The following is a 17,570-nucleotide window of genomic DNA, read 5'->3' as shown; positions in this document are numbered from 1 at the left end:
AATATCATTGCAGTAATCACAAACCATGATCACCAACCCAGAAACCCTGCTCCAAACACTGTCTGACCATCCCGACTACCGGGTCCTGCGGCGCTTGAAAGCACGGACTCAACTCGCCAACCCGCCCGGTCATGCCCTGCACCGTGGGGTGATCGTGGATACGGAAACCACGGGACTGGATGCCATGAAAGACAAGATCATTGAAATTGGCATAATCGTCTTTGACTATGACCCGATAACAGGCCAACCCATTCGGGTGAGTAGTACTTATGGCGGCCTGGAAGACCCCGGCTTCCCTCTGGGTCCTGAAACCATCCGTTTGACCGGCATTACGGACGCTCTGGTTGCAGGTCAACGCTTCGATGAGACCGCCTTCACGACACTGTTGTCCGGCACTCAGTTGGTCATCGCACATAATGCTGCTTTTGATCGGCCTTTTCTGGAAAAGCGCCTCCCCGTTTTTTCAGATTTGCCTTGGGGCTGCTCAATGATGGACATCGACTGGGAAGCCGAAGGCATCAATTCCAGAAAACTGGATTACCTTGCGTTCCGGCAAGGCTTTTTTTTCGATGCGCACCGTGCTGAAGAAGATTGTCAGGCACTTCTGGAAATCCTTGCCCTACCTCTGCCTCTCTCCACACAACCCGGATTAAAGCCCATACTGGACCGCTTGCCACAAACAAGTTATACCGTTTCTGCGCTCAATTCTCCCTTTTCCACCAAGGATCTGCTCAAGGAACGTCAATACCGTTGGAATGGCGAACGCAAATGCTGGGCACGTACCCTGGAAAGTGAAACGACCTTGAAGAAAGAAATGGAATGGCTCAAGACCACCATCTACGGCGGGAAGGCCGCCTCGGTAGAAATTGAGGAACGGAATGCGCGTACGCGTTTTTCGTTCCGCGCGGGCAATACGCGCACCTGCGTTCTATGAAACGACCGAAGTGCACAAATCCCTTTTTCCATTCGGAAAAGGGATGGACAGCCTGATATCAAATATTTTTTTCTGACCGAACCTGCTCTACCAACCAATCCTTGAGGCGTTCACTGGCTTGTTGACGTATTTCTGCGAGATTCGTTTCATGAACCTGTGCATGCCACTGAGCCACGGCCTCCCCCTCCAATCCTTTCTGCCGAAGAAAGTGCGTCAGGGGACAGGACTCCAGCGCCATATGAATACCCACCTCTCTACGCTTGCCGACACGTTGCATGTAACGCCAATGGTGTGCCAGAGCGCCCAGATAGGTCCGCAAAGGATCTCCCGTGGGTACCGGCTTTTGAGACTGTCCGGCCCAGGATACCAGTTCTTCCTTCGGCATGGGAAACGCCAGGGCATAGCCCTGTGCATACTGTGCCCCCAACAGGGTCACCGCTTCCAGAACGCTTTCATTTTCCACTCCTTCGACGATCACCACCCGTTCGAGGTCATAACCAATCTGGATGATGGTTCGGATCAGGCTCAGGGTTTTAAGCGGCTCGCTGAAAATATCCCGCACCATGGCTTGATCCACCTTGATGACGTCAAAGGGCAAACTGGCCAGGCGTTTCAAACTGCTGAACCCTGACCCCAGGTCATCGATGGCCAACTTCACGCCCAACCGTTCCAATTGAGTAATGGCCTCATCCACCGTGCTCTGGTCAAAATCCTGGTTTTCCAACAGTTCCAGCGTCAGTTGAGCCGGCGCAATTTCATTTTTGCGCAACGCCTCTTCGACCCACTGGACACAGGACGGGTGCAACAAGGTACTGGGAGACAGGTTGAGGGACAAAGGAAAATCGAGTCCCTCCCCACGACATTCCCGGACCCACTCCAGTCCCTGGGCAAGCCCCTGTCGAAACAATGCATCGAGATCGGAAGAACGCAACGCCGTCAGAAATTGCCCCGGCATGACCAGACTTCCATCCGGCATAGTCAAACGCGCCAGAGCTTCCACTTTGAAAAGGGCACCGGTTTTCAGTTCCACCACAGGCTGCATAAACAGACACAACCCTCCGGAATGCAAACGTTCGCGGTAAATCGCGGCTTGGTGCGAATCCATGACCGGGAATCGGTTGGCATGGTTCAATCGCACCAACTGCTCCCAACGATTCTGTAGCGAAGTAATGAACGTACGCATCCAGCCAGAAGAAAACTGATGGGGATAGGCACCCAGCACGATCAGGACAAACTCCATTTCCTGTAGCCCCCGAATCGGGATGGCCACCGCACTACGGATGCCCAGAGAACGAAAAGACGAGTGCCAGGTATGGGTTCGCACATCCATCATGTAAGCATCGGTGCACTGGATTTGCCCCGAATGCCAGGCACGGGCGATCAATCCTTGTCCTGCTTCAGACCGTGTATCCAGAATGGGGCGCATACCCGGTAACTGCAGGATGGATTCCAATGCCTGGGACTTGCTCCCTGCGTTCAACTCCGTGGCAAATACCCCGTCAGCCTGAGGACGAAATACCTGTCCAACCAGAATGCCCGGCAATGAAGACAGCGTTTCCAATTCGGACTGGGCCACCTCCAGCCATTGAACCGAAAGGGAATCAAGCGGGCGAGAGTGATAGGTACCATAGAGATCTGCCGTTTGTTGCATGGCGTCCAGTTGACCTTCGACATCGATTTGCAACCGCGCATCGATCACGCGCAAGGCACGATAACGCTCCCGCGACACCAGCGACAAGGTATCCAGATAGCGGCGCAACAATCCGCGATACAAACTCATGGCCCGAGTCATCCAGGCACCCGTCACGCCAATCAGGGCATGCACCCGTCCCAACCGGGCTGCCTGGGACTTAATCTTCTCATAGGTTGTCGCAGGATCGATCAAGAAACTCAAATACGCTGATTGACTACGTTTCAGTTCCAGATATTCATCATCCACCAAGGCCTGCAGGATCTCGAGAGTGTTTTCATCCCGTTCCATGTCCTCATAAAACGAACGAGTAAATTCATCCGTGACCTGTTCCAGGTGGGGTTGCACCAGACTCAGCAGAAACTGCGCTTCACTGCCAAAGGGATCAAAAGGACCCTCGGGGGCAGGTTCTTCCATGGGCACCGAACCTAAAACCCACCATTGCACTCGTTCATGTTTGCGCAATTTGGCGTGGTACATGGCAGCATCGGCTTTACGCATCAATTCTTCCGGTGTCTCCGCATCCCCTGGGTAGAGCACCACCCCCATGGTCATGTCGATCATCACGCCACTTTCCGATCCTTCCAGATGAAAAGGCAATTCCACGGCCTGGTGGAGCCGGGCCAACGCGCTACCAAGTTCGTGCTGGACCTGGTTTTCATCCAGATCCTCGAAAACCACCACAAACTCGTCCCCCCCAAGGCGGGCAACATAATTTGATTCCCGAATCTTGTGGCACAGGCGTTGCGCCAGTTCCTGCAAAAGAATATCGCCCTGTTTATGGCCATAACGATCATTGACGGGTTTAAAATCGTCTAGATCAATCATGCCCAGAGCAACGACCCGTTTGTGCCGTTCGGCCCGAGCCATGGCTTTGGGCAGGTATTCTTCCAAAGCCAGACGATTGGGTAGCCCCGTCAAACTATCGGTGCGCGCCAGTTGGGAATCTTCCATTTGCAAGGCGTGGATACGCAACTTGAGATCGTGTTCTTCGAGGGTACGACTGAGCAAGGCGGCTACCCTCAGACAGAGCCCCAACGTGTCTTCGTCGAAGGTATCAGTACGGGGTGATGCCAACACCAAGACAGCCCAAAGTTCCTCACCCCTCCGGATGGGGGTGGCCAGCAAACTGAGCCAACGGTTTTTGGTAAAGAGCGCATGCCAATGATGCAGTGAAGCATCGCTCAGGGTATCGTTGGATAGAACAGTCTGCCCCGTTCGCCAAGCCCGCACGATGATCGGGGCATCTTCGGCTTGAGTCAATCGGGGGCGTGCCTCGATGATCTGGCGTGCCCCAACCCCGGACTTAGCCATCACCTCAAAATAGTCATCTGGTCCGGGTCGTCCGATCCAGGCAGCGCTAAAAATGGTGTCGTTCGTCAGGCTGGCGCAGAGACTCTGCTGCATTTCCTGATCACTTTGATATTGAATCAAGGCCTCGACGGAACCGAACAAAGCCCGATAGAGACGACGCTGATTTTCATCTTCCTGGCGCAGCAGAGGCAGAGAATGAATCAGCACCATGCCCGCCAATGCAGCGCAGGATTCCAGCAGGCCAATCTGATCCGCGCTGGGATCGCCTTCCACCAACCCCGTCAAGGCAAAGGTTCCAATCAGTCGTTTGCCTTTGCGCACCGGCCAGGACCAGCAGGATTTCAATTGCCAGGTTTCCGCCTGAACGCGCAGATCATCCCAGCGCGAATCACGGGGAATGTCACTGACCACCACCGGTTCCTGACGATAAATGACATTCCCGCAGGATCCTGCATGGGGTCCGGGAATGAGATCCGAAAATGCTTGAATCAGTTCGGGTGGCGCGTGGGGCGCCGCCAAAATCTGGAGGCGCCCGTTCTCATCCACGATCCCCATGGATGCAATCCGTTCGGGAAGCACCGATTCGGCGAAGACACAAATCTCCTCGGCCAGAGAAACCGCCTGCTCTCCCTGTGCCAAGGACTGCAAAATACGGGTTGAAAAATGCATCAGAGCAAGATGCAGACCTTCTTCCTTCATGTCAACCGCAGTACCACTTCATTGCATATTCTCCAAGTAACGCCCATTGTCCTATACCGAACCGCAAGGATCAAGTAATCCTTTGAGGAAATCCTCAACAAATTCCCTTGAATAAGGTGCGAAAAATCAGGCTCGGCACACTTCGTAGCCGGCATTCCGAATCACGGCCATCACCCCTTCAGCATCCACTTCACCACGTACCTGAACAAATCCAGTATCCAGATCGATGGCGAGGTCTTCGACTCCTGGCACGGTACTCACGACACGGCGAACCGTGCCCACACAACCCTGACAAGTCATGCCTGTCACGGTCAAATTCAATTCCCCGGATTGACGGTTGTTCATCAAATGCCCTCCCCATGCCTTCGAGATAACTTTGCAGGAGGTTATACTATACCCATTCAACCTCCTCTATTGCCAAGGATGAGAACACCATGTCGTTTCTGAATCGCCGTTACTTTATGGGTACCCTCGGTACTTTACTGGCCAGTCCCCTCTTCACCCGCCTTGCACAGGCTGAACCCAATAATCTGAATCTGGGACAGGGGACAGTCTTTTCCTGGGAGGGATTGTGTGCCGAAGCCAAAAAACAGGCTCAGAAACCCTATGCGTCTCCCCTGTCTCCCGATGCCGCCATCGTTGACCGTATCGACTGGGATGCCCATGGTCAGATCCATTTCAAGATGGACCACGCACTTTTTGCAGACGGTCCTGGAGATTATGCCATCGCTTTTTTTCATCCGGGCAAGTTTTTCCCCTTTCCCGTCAAAATGTACCGTCTCGACCAACCCATGGAAAACGAACACGCGCGCACCGAAGCGCGGGAGATACTCTTTGACAAACACCTGTTTGACATGCCCGAGCATAGTCCGGCTCAGGAATTGAGCCACCCGGCAGGGTTCGCCGGATTTCGCATTCAGGAAAGCCGCAACGGCTCCGGGCCGGACTGGCGCAGCAACGACTGGGCGGCTTTTCTGGGCGCGTCCTATTTTCGCACCATTGGCGATGAATACCAGTATGGCATTTCGGCACGGGGGGTTTCCGTCAATACCGCCACCCAGGATCAGAAGGAAGAATTCCCTCTCTTCACGCACTTTTACTTCGCCCCCCCTCAACCGGGATCCCGGGAAGTATCGGTCTATGCCCTGCTGGACGGCCCCAGTCTCTCTGGGGCATACCATTTTACCCTCACCCGGGACAAGGGTGTCATCATGGACGTCCAGGCGGAACTGTTTCTGCGCCGTGACATCGACCAATTTGGTCTGGCTCCCATGACCTCCATGTACTGGTTTGCCGATAAAGACAAGACCTTTCAAGAGGACTGGAGACCACAGGTCCATGACTCAGATGGACTTTCCTTATGGACTGGAACCAACGAACATATTTGGCGACCACTGATCAATCCCTACAGCATCAAGACATCTCATTTTTCCGACAAAAATCCAAAAGGATCACCCCAGCAGGAGTTCGAGTGGGGATTGCCCTTCGAGGTATCTCATTTTTCCGATGAAAACCCGAAGGGCTTTGGCCTGATTCAACGTGAACGTCATTTCGATCAATACCTGGATGCCGTACATTACGAACGGCGCCCCAGTTTATGGATCGAACCCCTGAATCCCTGGGGTAAAGGTACAGTTCGATTAGTGGAACTCCACACCACGGAAGAGTTGTACGACAATGTCGTGGCCATGTGGGTCCCCGCTGCCCCAGCGCGCGCCGGATCTCAGCATTCCCTGCGTTACCGTCTCTACTGGCAGGCCGATGAGCCCTTTGCCACATCTCTGGCGCGCTGCGTCGGTACCGGAATCGGACGAGGAGGAGAACCCGCTCATCGGTTACCGGGCACACATAAATTCGAGGTAGTTTTTCAGGGCGGCGAACTGTTCCATCTCCCCTCAGGGAATGCGCCAGAAGCCGTCATCACGCCTTCCCGCGGACGTATCCTGAATGCCGCCACGGAACCCGTCCCCAATGGCCAGCCCGGATCATGGCGCGCACTCTTCGACTTGACCGAAGTAGAAGGAAACGATCCCGTGGATATCCGTTTATATCTGAAGCGGGGAAATGACACCTTGAGCGAAACCTGGCTCTATCATTATCTGCCCACTTGAGGAAGTTCCCCTATGGAGGTTGTCGTTGTTGGGATTCTTTTCCTGGTGCTGGGAGCCTTGTTTTCCAGTTTGATCTGGCGCAGTCGACTGGCAGTTTGCACTGAAAAAGGACGGTCGGAAGGGGCGGTGGAACGGGCTCAATGGATGGAACGGGCCAGTCGACTGCCTGAACTGGAAAGGCGTTTGAGCGAACTGGAACAAACCTTGAATCAGGCGCGCGATCACGAACATCACTGGCACATCCAGGAGGGCCGCCTATCCGCCGAACTCACCGCCGAACAAGCCCGTTGCCAACGCTTGGTAGAAGAGTTGAATGAAGCGCGCCAAAACCTCCAGAACGAGGTCAACGAACATCGTCAGCACTTGGCCCAGGTTGCAGAATTGCAGACCAGACTGGAGTCAGAACGCACTCAGGCAGGAGAGAAAATCGTTCTTCTGCAGGAAGCACGGGATGAATTATCCCTGCAATTCAAGAACCTGGCCAACGACATCCTGGAAGAAAAATCCCGTCATTTCAAAGAACAGAACGAAAATGCCCTGGGTCAACTGCTCAATCCCTTGCGGGAACGGCTGGGGGAGTTTGGCACGAAGGTGGAAGAAATCCACCGTCGTGATACGGAGCAGCAGGCTCAACTCAAAGCCGAATTGGGGCACCTCAAGGCGCTCAACCAGCAGATGAGCGCGGAGGCCCATCAACTGGCCACGGCCCTCAAGGGCCAGGCCAAGAAACAGGGGAATTGGGGCGAGCTGGTTCTGGAGAACCTGCTGGACCGCTCGGGATTACGTGAAGGTCAAGATTACCGGCGGGAAGTCAGTTTTACCACAGAGGAAGGGCGACGCCGTCCTGATGTCATCGTCTATTTGCCTCAGTCCAAACATCTGGTCATCGACGCCAAGGTTTCCCTCAACGCCTACACCCGTTACGTCAATGCAGAAGAGGACGCAGAACGCGCCATTGCCCTGAAAGAACATGTCCAGGCAGTGGCCGCACGCATTCAGGAACTGTCCGACCGTTCCTATTTCACACTGCCGGGGCTCAATACCCCAGAAATGGTCTTCATGTTCATTCCCATCGAATCAGCCTTCGTGGAAGCCCTGCGTGCCGATGACAGTTTGTTCCAGAAGGCCATCGAAAAAAATGTTCTGGTCGCCACTCCCACCACCCTCATGACCAGTCTCAATATCGTTCGCCAACTGTGGCGTTTCGAAGAACAGAATGCCCATACCGCTGAACTGGCAGAACGTGCCAGTCGAGTCTATAAAAAACTGGTGGGCTTCGTCACCAGCATGGAACAGGTCGGCAAAGAGTTGGAAAAAGCCCGCGCCGTCTACGACAAGGCCTATGGTCAACTTCATACTGGAAAAGGCAATTTGATTGCTCAGGCGCGCGAATTCGAACGTCTGGGGGTATCCATCCAGGCTCGTCTGCCCGAGGAACTGGTGGCAAAAGCCGCACTGGAATTGGATGCCCCCTCGGAGAATCCATCGCTCCCGTGAGGGTCCACCGTCCTTCTGGTAGAATTCCATCCTTTGCGGGGATTGACCATGTGGTTCAAGAATCTTGTGCTTTATCGACTCAGCACCTGGAAGGATTCGGCCGAGTCCCTGAGTGAACGGTTGTCACATCGCCCCCTTCAATCCTGTACGGGAAGTGATCTGCAATGCAGCGGCTGGCTCCCCCCCAATGACGAAGATTTCGTTTATACCCTGCCACCCCACCTACTGATTTGTCTTGGCATCGAAAAAAAACTTCTGCCTGCCTCCGTCATTGCCCAACAGGCACGCCACCGCGCCGAAGAATTCGAACAAACCCGTGGCTATAAACCAGGACGCAAACAGATGAAGGATATCAAGGACGAGGCGATGGATGAATTGCTTCCCCGCGCCTTTTCCGTACAACGCAAAACCTACGCCTGGATCGATCCGCAAAACCAGTGGCTGGTCGTGGATAGCGCCAATCTTGGACGTGCCGAGGAAGTGCTGGAGACTCTGCGGAAATGCGGGGTGGAGTTCAGTGCTGCCCCCCTGTGCACCCGTTTGTCTCCGGTCACGGCCATGACTCAATGGCTGGTGGAAGATACCCTTCCCTCAGTTTTCACCATCGACCAGGATTGTGAATTGCGCGCCCGCCAGGATGAACGCATGAAAGTGCGTTATGCCCACCACTCTCTGGAAGGGTCAGAGATCCGGCAACATGTGCAAGGAGGCAAGGAAGTTTCCCGTCTTGCCCTGACCTGGGGGCAAAAAATCTCTTTTGTGCTGGATGAAGCCCTTCAACTGAGACGCCTATCCCCGCTCGATATTCTGAGTGAAGGCTCAAACGCCAGTGAAGAAGCCTTCGACAATGATTTCGCCCTGATGACCAGCGAATTTTCTCACTTGATCCGGGATTTGGTGGAAGCTCTGGACGGTGTGGATGAGCGTTGATGTCCCACAGCGAGTTTTGATTCTCGGGGGCGTTCGTTCCGGTAAAAGTGCCCAGGCTGAACAATGGGCCAAACACAGCGCTCGTCCGGTTACCTATCTGGCCACTGCCCGAATCGAGGATGAGGAAATGCGCGCGCGCATTTCACATCACCGCGCAACTCGTCCGGCCCACTGGAAAGTGATCGAAGAACCTGTGGCTTTGGCGAGTACCCTGCGTGCCCATGCGCATCCCGAGGGTCTCATTCTGGTGGACTGTCTGACGCTGTGGTTGACCAATCTGCTGTTCGATTCCGACCCACAGTGCGTACAACGTGAACAGGATGCTCTTCTGGCACTCCTCCCCACCCTGCCAGGCACATTGATTCTGGTCAGCAATGAAACCGGATTAGGCATCGTCCCCCTCGGAGAATTGACTCGTCGTTTCTGTGATCAGGCCGGTCGCCTCCATCAGGCTCTGGCAACCCTCTGCGACCCGGTTCTTTTGATGGTCGCCGGACTTCCCGTTTTTTTGAAAGGACACTCATGATTCCTGACTGGTTGACCCTACCCTCCCGTCCTCTGGATGAAGTTGCTCGTCTGGCGGCGCGCCAGCGCCAGGCACAACTGACCAAACCGCCCGGTTCTCTAGGTCAACTGGAGGAATTGGCCTGTTTCTTGGCCGCCGCCCAAGGGCGGGAACGTCCGCACATGAAGCAGGTGTGGATCAGCATCTTTGCAGGAGACCACGGCATTACTGCAGAAAATATCTCCGCCTTTCCCCAGGCCGTCACGGGTGAAATGATCAAGAACTTTGCCCGTGGCGGTGCAGCCATCAGCGTGCTGGCTCGAACCTTGGGTGCATCCCTCGAAGTCATCGATCTGGGCACGGTCCAGAACCTGACGCAAGTGCCCGGCGTGCATCATCTGGGATTGGGTCCCGGCACGGCGAATTTTCTTTATGAGCCGGCCATGACTGAAGCCCAATGCCATGCGGCGCTGGGTGCCGGACGAGACCGTGTCGAAGCCGCACTGCAGGCCAGCGCAGACCTCTTCATCGGGGGAGAAATGGGCATTGGCAATACGACTTCCGCCACTGCCATGGCCTGCGTCCTGCTCGATCTTCCTCCTCAGCAACTGGCGGGCCCGGGCACCGGATTGGCCACAGCGGGGGTTTCCCACAAGATCGAGATCATTGCCCAAAGCCTGTTGAAACATGAGCGCGCGCTCACTTCTCCCTACGCCATCCTGAAATATCTAGGAGGATTCGAAATTGCTGCCCTCACCGGAGCCTACTGTACTGCCGCCCAACGGGGTCTGCCCGTTCTGGTGGACGGGTTCATCAGCAGTGTGGCAGCCCTCGCGGCAGAACGCATGAATCCCGGGGTAGCCCGTTGGTTTTTGTATGGACATCGCTCGGCCGAACCAGGTCATCAGGCCATTCTCGAAGCACTGGATGCACGCCCGCTATTATCCCTCGGACTACGCCTGGGCGAAGGCAGTGGCGCCGCCAGCGCCATCCCCCTGCTGCGTCTGGCCTGTGCGCTCCATGAAGGAATGGCCACCTTTGCCGAAGCTGCGGTTTCGGAGAAGTTGTGATCTTTTCTCTTCTGCGCCATGGAGACACTGGGCACAGTGGTTTTCGGGGACGTCTGGATGATCCGCTCACCGCTTTGGGGTGGCAACAAATGGAACAGTCCGTGGCCCTCTGGCGCGGAGATCGGATCCTATGCTCTCCCCGTGAACGTTGCCAGCGCTTTGCCAAAAACATGGCTACCCGTCTGCGGCTCCCGCTGACGGTGGATGAACGTTTCAGCGAACTGGATTTCGGACTCTGGGAAGGGCATACAGCAGCCGAATTGATCCAGAAAGACCCTCAAACACTGGCCGCATTCTGGCGGGATCCCTGGCAACACCCCCCCCCCGAAGGGGAAACCCTCGAGCATTTCTGCGAGCGTGTCGAAGCCGGCTGGATTGAATTGGGGCAGCAGTGCGCAGGCCAAACAGTTTTACTGATTACCCATGGCGGCGTCATCCGTCTGTTGCATCATCGACTGAATCAAACCCGGCGTAGCGATTTTTTGACCTATCCGGTTCCCCATGGCTCTTTGCATGTTGTGAACGACTGGACAAAAAACGAGTCTCATCCCGCGTGAAACCCCTGCGAACCTTTGGCCTGGCCCTGCAGTTCCTGACGCGCCTGCCCGTACCCATCCATTCTCCCCCGACTCCTCAGGAGCAGGGGCAGTGTCTACTTTTTTATCCCGCTGTGGGGGCCATCATTGGCGCCATGTTGGCCGGAATGTGTGCACTCACTTCTTTTTTAGGAGTGTCCTCCAATTTGTCCGGCGCGTTGATTCTGGTCCTGTGGGTCGGACTCACCGGAGCACTGCACCTGGATGGACTGGCTGATTCAGTAGATGCCTTTGGGGGTGGCCGAGGGGACCGGAGCCGCATTCTGAATCTCATGAAAGACCCTCGCTGTGGTTCTTTTGCTGTGGTCAGTGTGGTCCTCGTGTTACTGGTCAAAGCCATGGCCCTGATCACGCTGGATGCGCGCATTGCCCCGGGTTTTCTGCTGCTGCCCCCACTCCTGGGCCGCACCGCCCTATGTCTGTTGTTTCTGACCACACCCTACGTCCGCCCAGGCGGGATGGGAGAAGCAATCTCCCAGCATATGCCACGTACCCCGGTCTGGGGAGTCTGCATCATGACGCTGGTCAGCATTTTGATCGGCTTTGGACGACCCGGTCTGGGCGCCATTCTGGTGGCCGGGGTCATCGGTTACTGGTGGCACCAAAAACTCATGGAGCGAATTCAGGGCACCACCGGGGATACGGCGGGCGCACTGGTAGAGTTGGTGGAAAGTGCCACGGTAGTCACTTTGGCTCTGGTAGCGCATAATTAGGACTTTAGGATCGACTTCCCCATACCATGCGCCTTCTGCCTGGGACCACCTCCCTCTATTCCCGCCTGTTACGCCATGTGCGCCCCTATCGTTGGGAATTTTTCGGTGCCGTCGGCGCCATGGTGGTTACTGCGGCCACCGAACCGTTCCTGCCGGCCCTGCTCAAACCCATGCTCGACAAAAGTTTCGTGCACAAGGATCCGCACTGGATGCATTGGGTGCCGCTCATGTTGATGGGACTGTTCTTCGTACGGGGCATTGCCAATTTTATTGCCAAATTCGCTATGAACTGGGTCGGAAACAAAGTGGTCATGGACCTGCGCCAACAAATGTTCGGGCGCCTGCTCCATCTGCCTGCTCGTTACTTCGATGACCACAGTACCGGAGAACTGATCTCGAAGTTGGTATACGACGCCAATCAGGTCATGCAGGCCAGCACCACCGTGCTGACCAATCTGGTCACCGACAGTTTTGTGGTCGTGGGCCTGATGGGTTGGTTGATTTACCTGAATTGGCAACTCACCAGTGTCACCCTGCTGGTGGCCCCGCCCATCGCCTGGGTGGTTCGAAAAGTCAATCTGCGCCTGCGTCATATCAATCGCGACACCATGAGCGCCATGGGCAATCTCACCAGCGTACTGGATGAATCGATCCAGTGCCAGAAGGTCATCAAGGTGTTTGGGGGAATCCCCGTTGAAACTGACCGTTTCCATGAAACCAGCAATTGGGTGCGTCGCCTGAGCATGAAGCAGGCAGCGGCCAGTGCAGCCAATGTTCCCATTGTCCAGTTCTTCGCGGCCCTGGCCATCGCCCTCATCATCGGCATGGCCACCTGGCAGGCAGGTACCGATCAAACCACGGTGGGTGGCTTCGTTTCATTCATCACGGCCATGATCATGCTGTTGGCCCCCGTCAAGCGCCTCTCCGATTTGAGCGAATCCCTGCAGCGGGGCCTGGCTGCTGCAGAAAGCGTCTTTGCCCTGATTGATCAACCCCCCGAGACAGACGAAGGAACCCAGGTACTGGAACACGCCCAAGGTCACTTACACTTTGATCAGGTGTGTTTTGCTTATCCGCGGGGTCATCGTTTAGCCCTCGACTCCTTCAGTCTAAAGATCCAGGCCGGTCAAACCGTGGCTCTAGTGGGAGCTTCAGGCAGTGGTAAGAGCACATTGGCCAGTCTGGTGCCCCGCTTTCACAACCCCACGTCAGGACGCATCCTTCTGGATGGCTATCCTATTGCGAACTTGACCCTGGCCAGCGTGCGCAGCAATCTGGCCCTCGTCACCCAGGAAGTCGTCCTGTTCAACGATACCGTGGCCCACAACATCGGTTACGGCCCCCTGCGCGGAACCTCGCTGGAACGGTTGCGCGAGGTGGCCCGCGCGGCCCATGCTCTGGAATTCATCGAACAACTACCCGATGGATTTCAAACCTTGTTGGGAGAAAACGGGGCGCGTCTGTCCGGTGGACAACGGCAGCGTATTGCCATCGCCCGCGCCCTCCTCAAAAATGCCCCGGTCCTGATTCTGGACGAAGCCACTTCGGCCCTCGACAGTGAATCCGAGCGTGCCGTCCAGGCAGCCCTCGATACCCTGATGGAACAACGCACTACTCTGGTCATTGCGCACCGCCTTTCCACCATTGAAAAAGCCGATCTCATCGTGGTGCTGGATCAGGGGCGTATCGTAGAGCAAGGAACCCATCGAGAACTGATGGATCGGGAGGGACATTACGCCAAATTACAACGCCTGCAAGTTCTGGATCAGTGATCCACAGGAAAAGACCGGCACTCCGGTTGATCTAGGCACCAAAGTTTGGCGTAACGGTAAAAGGTCGCATAGGCATTGGAGACGGCCAACAAAAAGCCCTGTCCTCCATCCAGAAAACTGCGGCGCAGAATGAAGGTTCGAAAAAATGCCCAGCATCCGTGCCACAAAGCCTTGCCCAGGGTGGCACGCCGTCCTTTGGCATAGGCTTGACGGGCGCCCAGCGTCGAATAATGGTTGGCCTTGTCGAGGGCTTCTTCCAGGTCAACATAAGTATCGTGTTCCAGCGGGTTGTTCAGGGTTCCAATGCTTCCCTCCTCGGTTCCAACCAGCCGTTCATGAACCCAGTCCTCAGAAAAATGGGCCTTGCCTCTGCGAAAGAGACGCACCACATAGTCGGGCCACCACCCGCCATGGCGGAGGGCACGCCCACAGTAGCGTGAAGAGCGGGGCATGCGATACAAATCCAGCGCCTCAGGATTGGCCATGACAGCCAATATTTCTGCTTTCAGCGCAGGGGACACCTGCTCGTCCGCGTCCAGTGAAAGCACCCAGTCCCCACAGGCCAGAGCCAGCGCACGGTTCTTCTGCGGACCAAAGCCCGGCCAATCCGCTGCAATCTCTACCCGTGCGCCACGTTGGCGCGCCAGTTCCACCGTGCCATCCTGACTTCCCCCATCCAGAACAATACACTCCTCTGCCCAAAGAACCGAGTCCAAACAAGCGCCAAGGGCGGCCTCTTCGTTTTTGGCTATGATGATGACAGAAAGTGACATGGAGGCAAGTCTACTCCACTTCCGACTAGCCGAGCAGGGTCAGGTCCCCTAGAATGGCGGCATGACTGATCTCCTTCTCATCAAAACCTCTTCACTGGGCGATGTGGTTCACGCTTTTCCGGCTGTGACGGACATGGCTCGTCATTGTCCCACCCTTTCCATTGACTGGATCGTGGAAGAATCCTTCGCAGCATTGCCCCGTCTGCATCCAGCAGTCCGCCGTGTGATTCCCGTGGCCTTGCGGCGCTGGCGTACCGCTCTTTTCGCACCGACAACCCATGCCGAATGGCGTCGGTTGAGCCAGGTTCTGGAGGCCCTGAACCATGATGCCAGCCTGGATCTGCAAGGTCTGGTCAAAAGTGCGTTGGTCGGGTGTTTCAGTCCTGCCTTGCGAATGGGATACGATCGTCACAGCATTCGCGAACCCTTGGCCAGCCTGTTTTACCAGCAGCGCTTCCGGGTTTCCAGAAATCTTCATGCCGTGGAGCGCAACCGCACACTGGCCGGTCTTGCCCTGGGCTACGCCCCGGAAAAAGAAGTGACCTATGGCCTGCGTTCTGATCTGGTTCGCCCACGCACCCTGAGTGCCATACCCTATGTTCTCTTTCTCCATGGAACTAGCCGCCGTGACAAGGAATGGCCGGAAACTCACTGGATTGCCCTGGGTCGGCAGCTCTCTGCCCAAGGATTGACCATCCTGCTCCCAGGCGGTAACGAACGGGAACGGGAACGAGCTCAACGTCTGGCAAACCAAATCGTGGGCGCACAGGCCCTGGCAACGCTGGATCTGACCGCTCTGGCTGGCCTATTGGCCCATGCCCAGGCTGTGGTGGGCGTGGATACGGGTCTCTCCCATTTGGCCACCGCGCTCCACCGACCGGTGGTGGCCCTGTACACCGCCACCGACCCGCAAGCCACAGGGGTATTCGGTAGTATGCTGGCCGTAAATCTGGGCGGAAAAGGTTTATGCCCGGAAGTACCGGAAGTCCTCTCTGCCTTGGAGCGGTTGTTGCCATGAATTTATTCTGGTACACCCAGTTGACCCGCTTGATCCTGCCCCTGTTTTTTCTCCGTCTCTGGTGGCGTGGTCGACAACAGCCCGGCTATCGCCTCCATTGGCTCGAGCGCCTTGGCCACTACTCTATCTCAGAATCTCGCCCTCTGATCTGGCTCCATGCCGTGTCGGTGGGGGAAACCCGTGCTGCCTTGCCGCTCCTCCGATCCCTGGCCGAGCAATACCCGAACCACGCCTTCCTGTTGACCCATACCACGCCCACCGGTCGAGAAACGGCGCTCGATGAAGCCCCTCCGGGAATTCAACGGGTCTATCTACCCTACGACCTGCCGGGCGCCGTAGGGCGTTTTTTAGAGACCTTCAAACCCACTTTGGGCTTTCTTCTGGAAACGGAACTCTGGCCCCGCCTGATCCATGAGTGCCACCACCATCATATTCCTCTGATTCTGGCCAATGCCCGACTGTCAGAACGTTCGGCACGACGTTATGCCCTTGTCCCGACCCTGACGCGCACCCTCCTCGGTCAACTGTCGCTCATTGCGGCCCAGTCCCACGCCGATGCCCAGCGCTTTGAAGCTCTGGGCGCCCCTCGGGTGAAACTCATGGGTAATCTCAAGTTCGATGCGCCCCTGCCCTGCGAACATCATGCAAGTTTTCAACCAATCCGTCAGATGATCGGAGAAAACCGGACGGTCTGGATCGCAGCCAGTACCCGTGAAGGAGAAGAAAGCCTCCTGCTGAAACATCTCGGTTCCCTACTCACTCCGCCCCATCTGCTGGTGCTGGTTCCCCGACACCCGCAACGATTCGACGCGGTGGCTGCCTTGCTTGAAGCGAGGCATATTCCCTACCAGCGGCGCTCGGCGCAGCGCCCCCTCTCTGCCGAGACCACGGTTCTCCTCGGGGACAGCATGGGTGAAATGTATGCCTGGTATCGTCTGGCCCAATATGCGCTCATGGGCGGCACCCTGCTCCCTCTGGGGGGTCAGAATCTCCTTGAAGCCCTCAGCGTTGGATGCCCCGTCCTGCTGGGTCCATACACCTTCAATTTTGCCGAGGCCAGCACTGCCGCAGTGGAATGCGGCGCTGCTCGGCAATTTTCCAATTTGGATGAATTGCCTCTTCTGATCAAAGAATTTCTTGAAAATCCAACGCTTTGTCACTCCATGGGTGAGCAAGGACGGTGCTTTGTCGAGCGGAACCGGGGGGCTACCGCTACCTTGCTGGACCTGGTCCGCGAGTTAGTGCATTGACTGCAAACGATGCAACTCTGCTATGACTTCCTGAGGATTCTCTCCAGCATCTACATCCACATAAACTTTGGCGATACGGCCTGCGGGATCGATGATGAAGGTATTACGACGGGCCAATTTGTAGCCCAGCAGGGTACGTTCTGATCCGTAACTTTTTGACACCGTCCCTTCCTTATCGGCCAATAACGGAAAAGGAAGATGGTGTTTGTCCGCAAATTCAGCATGGCTGCTGGCGTCGTCGATACTCACTCCCACCACCGCCGCCCCCAACGTCTGGATTTTGTGAATGTCATCCCGATAGGCACAGGCCTCCGTGGTACACCCCGGAGTCTCGTCTTTCGGGTAAAAGTAGAGAACCAGCCACTTTCCCTGATAATCAGATAATTTTTGCAGTGTTCCATTCTGATCCATTATGCTGAACTCTGGGGCCTTCTGCCCCACACTGGGGAGTTCCGAGGCATTGGCCGAGCGCATCACCCACAGGACCAAAATCAACAGCATGAACAGTACCGTCATGACCTTCATAGCGCCCTCTGCCCATTTCAAATTCATCCAATATGCCTTGGGACCTCGGACCTGGACAGGAGTTCCTGGAAATTCCGGCCACCCGAATGAATTACCCGCCTCTGCACCCGCAACCAAAGACGATTCCCCCCCTGATTTTGCTACAATAGCGGATTGACAAAAAGATATTTCAT

15 protein-coding genes are annotated in these 17,570 nt (G+C 55.9%); 11 read left to right on the top strand and 4 right to left on the bottom strand.

The features are described from left to right. The first annotated feature begins 25 nt into the window (after positions 1-25). Positions 26-934, top strand: a complete 909-nt coding sequence (locus HO274_RS08570; RefSeq protein ID WP_273118761.1) for a 3'-5' exonuclease — start codon at positions 26-28, stop codon at positions 932-934. 58 nt (positions 935-992) lie between these two features. Here the strand turns inward: HO274_RS08570 and HO274_RS08565 are convergent, their stop codons facing one another. Next, positions 993-4,637, bottom strand: coding sequence for a bifunctional diguanylate cyclase/phosphodiesterase (locus HO274_RS08565; RefSeq protein WP_051862173.1), 3,645 nt, complete (start codon positions 4,635-4,637; stop codon positions 993-995). Between the two features lie 126 nt (positions 4,638-4,763). Next, on the bottom strand, positions 4,764-4,982 hold the full coding sequence (locus HO274_RS08560) for a heavy-metal-associated domain-containing protein (protein WP_273118756.1): 219 nt from the start codon (positions 4,980-4,982) through the stop codon (positions 4,764-4,766). Positions 4,983-5,098: 116 nt separating this feature from the next. Here HO274_RS08560 and HO274_RS08555 point away from each other — a divergent pair, with 116 nt between their 5' ends. Genes HO274_RS08555 through msbA form a run of 8 tightly spaced genes read left to right on the top strand, consistent with a single transcriptional unit; the run spans position 5,099 to position 13,831 of the window. Continuing rightward, positions 5,099-6,748, top strand: a complete 1,650-nt coding sequence (locus tag HO274_RS08555) for an OpgD/OpgG family glucan biosynthesis protein (protein WP_035417285.1) — start codon at positions 5,099-5,101, stop codon at positions 6,746-6,748. 12 nt (positions 6,749-6,760) lie between these two features. Then, positions 6,761-8,245 (top strand): DNA recombination protein RmuC, encoded by a 1,485-nt coding sequence (locus tag HO274_RS08550; protein WP_051862168.1) that lies wholly within the window; start codon positions 6,761-6,763, stop codon positions 8,243-8,245. A 48-nt stretch (positions 8,246-8,293) separates the two neighbouring features. After that, the gene (locus tag HO274_RS08545; RefSeq protein WP_031596815.1) at positions 8,294-9,175 is read left to right on the top strand and encodes a recombination-associated protein RdgC; all 882 of its coding nucleotides are present in this window, start codon (positions 8,294-8,296) and stop codon (positions 9,173-9,175) included. After that, a complete protein-coding gene (cobU, locus tag HO274_RS08540) occupies positions 9,165-9,701 on the top strand; it encodes a bifunctional adenosylcobinamide kinase/adenosylcobinamide-phosphate guanylyltransferase (RefSeq protein ID WP_031596813.1) in 537 nt (178 codons plus the stop codon). Before HO274_RS08545 ends, cobU begins: the two co-directional genes overlap by 11 nt. After that, on the top strand, positions 9,698-10,750 hold the full coding sequence (gene cobT / locus HO274_RS08535; RefSeq protein WP_031596811.1) for a nicotinate-nucleotide--dimethylbenzimidazole phosphoribosyltransferase: 1,053 nt from the start codon (positions 9,698-9,700) through the stop codon (positions 10,748-10,750). Before cobU ends, cobT begins: the two co-directional genes overlap by 4 nt. Next, entirely contained in the window at positions 10,747-11,307 is a 561-nt protein-coding gene (locus HO274_RS08530) for a histidine phosphatase family protein (RefSeq protein ID WP_035417254.1), read from the top strand. Before cobT ends, HO274_RS08530 begins: the two co-directional genes overlap by 4 nt. A 5-nt stretch (positions 11,308-11,312) precedes the next feature. Continuing rightward, entirely contained in the window at positions 11,313-12,059 is a 747-nt protein-coding gene (locus HO274_RS08525; RefSeq protein WP_031596806.1) for an adenosylcobinamide-GDP ribazoletransferase, read from the top strand. A 26-nt stretch (positions 12,060-12,085) separates the two neighbouring features. Next, positions 12,086-13,831, top strand: a complete 1,746-nt coding sequence (gene msbA, locus HO274_RS08520) for a lipid A export permease/ATP-binding protein MsbA (protein WP_273118747.1) — start codon at positions 12,086-12,088, stop codon at positions 13,829-13,831. On the opposite strand, the gene HO274_RS08515 is transcribed toward msbA, so the two are convergent. Further along, on the bottom strand, positions 13,825-14,604 hold the full coding sequence (locus HO274_RS08515) for a glycosyltransferase family 2 protein (RefSeq protein WP_273118744.1): 780 nt from the start codon (positions 14,602-14,604) through the stop codon (positions 13,825-13,827). The genes msbA and HO274_RS08515 overlap by 7 nt on opposite strands. Before the next feature lie 61 nt (positions 14,605-14,665). On the opposite strand from HO274_RS08515, the gene waaC reads away from it, so the two are divergent. Both waaC and HO274_RS08505 read left to right on the top strand, forming a co-directional pair. Further along, entirely contained in the window at positions 14,666-15,622 is a 957-nt protein-coding gene (waaC, locus tag HO274_RS08510) for a lipopolysaccharide heptosyltransferase I (RefSeq protein WP_273118741.1), read from the top strand. Continuing rightward, positions 15,619-16,872 (top strand): 3-deoxy-D-manno-octulosonic acid transferase, encoded by a 1,254-nt coding sequence (locus HO274_RS08505; protein WP_273118738.1) that lies wholly within the window; start codon positions 15,619-15,621, stop codon positions 16,870-16,872. Before waaC ends, HO274_RS08505 begins: the two co-directional genes overlap by 4 nt. On the opposite strand, the gene HO274_RS08500 is transcribed toward HO274_RS08505, so the two are convergent. Further along, the gene (locus HO274_RS08500) at positions 16,861-17,424 is read right to left on the bottom strand and encodes a peroxiredoxin (protein WP_273118736.1); all 564 of its coding nucleotides are present in this window, start codon (positions 17,422-17,424) and stop codon (positions 16,861-16,863) included. The two genes, HO274_RS08505 and HO274_RS08500, sit on opposite strands and share 12 nt — an antisense overlap. Positions 17,425-17,570 lie beyond the last annotated feature (146 nt).

This window comes from Ferrovum myxofaciens (assembly GCF_013181415.1).
Classification (GTDB): domain Bacteria; phylum Pseudomonadota; class Gammaproteobacteria; order Burkholderiales; family Ferrovaceae; genus Ferrovum; species Ferrovum myxofaciens.
This window is presented reverse-complemented; position numbering and strand designations above follow the sequence as displayed.

What these genes read in the sequence shown, in the direction of transcription:
- HO274_RS08570 (WP_273118761.1), top strand. Translation starts at nt 26, where the DNA reads ATGATCACCAACCCAGAAACCCTGCTCCAAACACTGTCTGACCATCCC.
- HO274_RS08565 (WP_051862173.1), bottom strand. Translation starts at nt 4,637, where the DNA reads ATGAAGGAAGAAGGTCTGCATCTTGCTCTGATGCATTTTTCAACCCGT.
- HO274_RS08560 (WP_273118756.1), bottom strand. Translation starts at nt 4,982, where the DNA reads ATGAACAACCGTCAATCCGGGGAATTGAATTTGACCGTGACAGGCATG.
- HO274_RS08555 (WP_035417285.1), top strand. Translation starts at nt 5,099, where the DNA reads ATGGGTACCCTCGGTACTTTACTGGCCAGTCCCCTCTTCACCCGCCTT.
- HO274_RS08550 (WP_051862168.1), top strand. Translation starts at nt 6,761, where the DNA reads ATGGAGGTTGTCGTTGTTGGGATTCTTTTCCTGGTGCTGGGAGCCTTG.
- HO274_RS08545 (WP_031596815.1), top strand. Translation starts at nt 8,294, where the DNA reads ATGTGGTTCAAGAATCTTGTGCTTTATCGACTCAGCACCTGGAAGGAT.
- cobU (WP_031596813.1), top strand. Translation starts at nt 9,165, where the DNA reads ATGAGCGTTGATGTCCCACAGCGAGTTTTGATTCTCGGGGGCGTTCGT.
- cobT (WP_031596811.1), top strand. Translation starts at nt 9,698, where the DNA reads ATGATTCCTGACTGGTTGACCCTACCCTCCCGTCCTCTGGATGAAGTT.
- msbA (WP_273118747.1), top strand. Translation starts at nt 12,086, where the DNA reads ATGCGCCTTCTGCCTGGGACCACCTCCCTCTATTCCCGCCTGTTACGC.
- HO274_RS08515 (WP_273118744.1), bottom strand. Translation starts at nt 14,604, where the DNA reads ATGTCACTTTCTGTCATCATCATAGCCAAAAACGAAGAGGCCGCCCTT.
- waaC (WP_273118741.1), top strand. Translation starts at nt 14,666, where the DNA reads ATGACTGATCTCCTTCTCATCAAAACCTCTTCACTGGGCGATGTGGTT.
- HO274_RS08505 (WP_273118738.1), top strand. Translation starts at nt 15,619, where the DNA reads ATGAATTTATTCTGGTACACCCAGTTGACCCGCTTGATCCTGCCCCTG.
- HO274_RS08500 (WP_273118736.1), bottom strand. Translation starts at nt 17,424, where the DNA reads ATGAATTTGAAATGGGCAGAGGGCGCTATGAAGGTCATGACGGTACTG.